The organism is Sulfurimonas sp., assembly GCF_041563035.1.
In the GTDB taxonomy this organism is placed as follows: Bacteria; Campylobacterota; Campylobacteria; order Campylobacterales; family Sulfurimonadaceae; genus Sulfurimonas.
In genome coordinates this window covers 1-3,419 of record NZ_JBFFNS010000047.1, presented here as the reverse complement: position 1 = coordinate 3,419, position 3,419 = coordinate 1, and the positions used below count along the sequence as shown (strand labels likewise).

Sequence of the window (3,419 nt, the reverse complement as noted above, 5' to 3'; positions counted from 1 at the left end):
TGTCCATTTTCTAATTCAACACGGAAAGTTGCATTTGGTAATGCTTCAATAATCTTGCCGTCAACTTCTATAACGTCAGCTTTAGCCATTTATAAGTCCTTTTTCTAACTCTTAAGCAAGAGATAATATCTCAGCTTTACCATTGATAACTGCAACAGTATGCTCATAGTGTGAACCGCGTAAATTATCGGCACTAACAACATCCCACTTATTTTCTAAAATAATTGGTTTTGATTCTTTTTGACATATCATCGGTTCAAGACAAAAAACCATTCCGTTTTTTATCTTTGGACCAGACTTTGGATTTTTACCATCAAGGTAATTTGGTATTTCAGGCTCTTCATGAGGTTTTTTACCAATACCATGACCACAAAAATTGTGTAGAGGAACAAAACCTCTAGCTCTGATAAACTCTTCCATAATAAGAGATAACTCTTTAAACCTCATTCCCTCTTTGATCTCGCCGATTGCATGATATAGAGTATCTTTAGCACATGCTATCAACTCTGTATCTTGACTATCAACTTTACCGACAGGAACTGTGATCGCAGCATCTCCAAACCATCCCTCAAGTTCTGTACCGATATCATAACCTATTACATCACCCTCTTGGAGTTTATAATCTGTTGGGATACCGTGAATAATAACTTGATTGAGTGAAGTACATACTGCATTAGGAAAGCCGTAGAGACCTTTAAAAGATGGCTTTGCACCATGAGAGCGAATGAAATCTTCTGCCATAGCATCTAGTTCTTTTAAAGAGATTCCTACTTTTGTGTTTTGAGCAAGAAGTTCTAGCGCACCGCCAACAATTTTGTTAGCAGCACGCAGTTTCTCAATTTCTTGAGGTTTTCTAAGCGCAATGGCCATTATTTATAGTCCAACAGCACTTAGCGTCTCATATTTACTCATGTAAACCTGAGCCTCAATTTTTCTCATAGTATCTAGAGCAACTTGAACAACGATTAAAACCGCTGTACCACCAAAGAAGAAAGGTACACCCATCCCCTTGATAATCATAAATGGCAGAGTCGCAACAAGACCAAGATATAAAGCACCCGTAAAAGTCAATCTACTAGCAGTTTCATTTAAAAACTCCATAGTAGCATTACCCGTACGGATACCTGGAATAAATCCACCTTGTCTCTTTAGATTGTCTGAAATATCTTTTGCATTGAATGTAATCGAAGCATAAAAGAATGCAAAGAAAACAACAAAAGCAAATGTTAAAAAGTTAAAAAAGTAACTATTAGGATTTAACAAGTCAGCGATTCCCTGAATGGTAGGGTTTGTACTACTTGATAAAACTGTCATAGGAAACATTAATATCGCAGAAGCGAAAATTACTGGAATAACACCAGCTAAGTTTACCTTGATAGGAATATAGTTCATTACTCTTTTGTTTTGATTTTGCATCATAACTTTTTTAGCGTATGTAACAGGTACACGACGCTCACCAAGTTCAACGTAAATAATGATTGCTACAGTACTTAATATAAGAGCAAGAATTGCAATTACAGTTAAGAAACTCATGGCACCAGTATTTACCATTGTGATTGTTTGACCAATCGCACTTGGAATAGCTGAGACAATACCAGCAAAGATAATAAGTGAAATACCATTACCAATACCACTTTGAGTAATTTGCTCACCGATCCACATTAGTAACATTGTTCCAGCTAGCATTGATACAGCAGAAAGAATTATAAATGTGTTATGATCAGCTAAAATAGCACTATTTCCATTTGGACCAGTTAAACTTTGAAGACCTACACTAATACCGATAGCTTGGATAATTGTAATAACAATAGTCGCATAACGAATAATTTGCATATACTTAACCATTCCGTCACGTTCTTTTTTCATTTGACCTAAAGGAGCAAACGTTGCAGCTAAAAGTTCCATGATGATTGAAGCAGTGATGTAAGGCATAATACCAAGAGCGATGATAGACATTCTCTCAACAGCATTTCCACTAAACATATTGAATAAACCTAATGCGTCAGCTTGGTGTGAATCGAAGAATGAAGCGATAACAGCAGTATCTACGCCTGGAACTGGCACATACGCCAGTAGGCGGTAGATGAATAAAAACCCGATAGTAATAAGTATCTTATTTACTAGATTTTTATTCACGACTATTTACCTGTTGTAGTAACGTTGTCGTCTTTAATTTTTGATGCTAGATCTTTAGCAGATGCACCAACTAATTTAACTTTTGAAACTGAAGCAGCAATTTTGTGAACACTACGGATAGATTCCATAGTAATTTCAGCTAATTCTGAAACTGCTTTAATTCTTTCAACATTGATAACGTAAGGTTTTATATTACGAGAATGAAATCCGATTTTAGGAAGTCTTTTTGCAAGTTGCATTTGACCACCCTCAAAGTTTCTTTTTCTCTTATAACCTGAACGAGATTTTTGACCTTTTTGACCACGTGCAGCAGTCTTACCAGTTCCAGAACCTTGTCCACGACCAACTCTTTTACGGTTACTTGTAGAACCTTCTGCTGGTGATAAATTTTCTATAGCCATTCTCTATCCTTTTATACGAGTAAGTGCTTCAACTGTAGCACGAACAAGTGTTCCTGGATTGTTTGAGCCAATTGACTTTGTAAGTATGTCTTGAATACCTGCAAGTTCAAGAACAGGACGAGCTGCTCCACCTGCAATAACACCTGTACCTTCAGATGCCGGCTTCAGAAGAACACGACTTGCATTGTATTTATGCTCAATATCATGTGCTATTGTTGTACCTTTGATACTAACAGTAGTTAGGTTTTTAAAAGCGTTATCAACAGCTTTACGGATAGCGTCTGGAACTTCCTTCGCTTTACCCATACCATAACCTACAGTACCATTTTTGTTACCAACTACGATAAGTGCAGTAAAACGAAATCTTCTACCACCCTTAACAACTTTAGTAACACGACCAATGTTTACAATTGATTCTTCAAAATCTTCTCTATTGATTTCCATATCAGCCCCTAAAACTTAATTTCGTTAGCACGAAGTGCGTCACCAAATGCAGCTATAACGCCGTGGTATTGGTAACCATTACGATCAAATACTACTTCAGAAATGTTAGCTTTTTTAAGTGTTGCAGCGAATGCCTCACCTAGTGCAGCTGCACCTTCTTTGTTTGATTTATGACCAGTTGACTTTGAGTTAAGTGCCGCTAATGTTGTTGCAGATGCATCATCAATAGCTTGTACACTTAAATAACGATTTGAACGAAATACAGAAACACGAGGAAGTGAAGCACAACCAGATATTTTTGCACGAATACGACGCTTACGCTTTAAACGATTAGCAATTTTCGATTTTAATACTTTAGCATTCATTTATACTCCTCCCTTATTTCTTAGCAGTTTTACCGGCTTTACGCACGATATGCTCTTCCATGTATTTAACACC

Annotated in this window: 5 protein-coding genes and 1 pseudogene; all 6 read right to left on the bottom strand. The window is 36.8% G+C overall.

What is annotated here, in order from left to right; all coding sequences use genetic code 11:
• Positions 1 to 89, bottom strand: a pseudogene (gene infA / locus ABZC13_RS14185) (translation initiation factor IF-1); the annotation flags it as partial.
• A gap of 22 nt (positions 90 to 111) precedes the next feature.
• Positions 112 to 870, bottom strand: coding sequence for a type I methionyl aminopeptidase (gene map / locus ABZC13_RS14180; RefSeq protein WP_373005342.1), 759 nt, complete (start codon positions 868 to 870; stop codon positions 112 to 114).
• 3 nt (positions 871 to 873) lie between these two features.
• Positions 874 to 2,136: a preprotein translocase subunit SecY gene (secY, locus tag ABZC13_RS14175; protein ID WP_373005339.1), complete on the bottom strand. Its 1,263-nt coding sequence runs from the start codon at positions 2,134 to 2,136 to the stop codon at positions 874 to 876.
• A 2-nt stretch (positions 2,137 to 2,138) separates the two neighbouring features.
• Positions 2,139 to 2,537 (bottom strand): 50S ribosomal protein L15, encoded by a 399-nt coding sequence (gene rplO / locus ABZC13_RS14170; protein ID WP_373005336.1) that lies wholly within the window; start codon positions 2,535 to 2,537, stop codon positions 2,139 to 2,141.
• 3 nt (positions 2,538 to 2,540) lie between these two features.
• Positions 2,541 to 2,981 (bottom strand): 30S ribosomal protein S5, encoded by a 441-nt coding sequence (gene rpsE / locus ABZC13_RS14165; protein ID WP_294964898.1) that lies wholly within the window; start codon positions 2,979 to 2,981, stop codon positions 2,541 to 2,543.
• 8 nt (positions 2,982 to 2,989) lie between these two features.
• Positions 2,990 to 3,346 (bottom strand): 50S ribosomal protein L18, encoded by a 357-nt coding sequence (gene rplR, locus ABZC13_RS14160; protein WP_373005332.1) that lies wholly within the window; start codon positions 3,344 to 3,346, stop codon positions 2,990 to 2,992.
• Positions 3,347 to 3,419: the final 73 nt, after the last annotated feature.

Excerpts from the sequence above, each read along its gene's own strand:
- map (WP_373005342.1), bottom strand. The coding sequence starts at position 870 with ATGGCCATTGCGCTTAGAAAACCTCAAGAAATTGAGAAACTGCGTGCT.
- rplO (WP_373005336.1), bottom strand. The coding sequence starts at position 2,537 with ATGGCTATAGAAAATTTATCACCAGCAGAAGGTTCTACAAGTAACCGT.
- rpsE (WP_294964898.1), bottom strand. The coding sequence starts at position 2,981 with ATGGAAATCAATAGAGAAGATTTTGAAGAATCAATTGTAAACATTGGT.
- rplR (WP_373005332.1), bottom strand. The coding sequence starts at position 3,346 with ATGAATGCTAAAGTATTAAAATCGAAAATTGCTAATCGTTTAAAGCGT.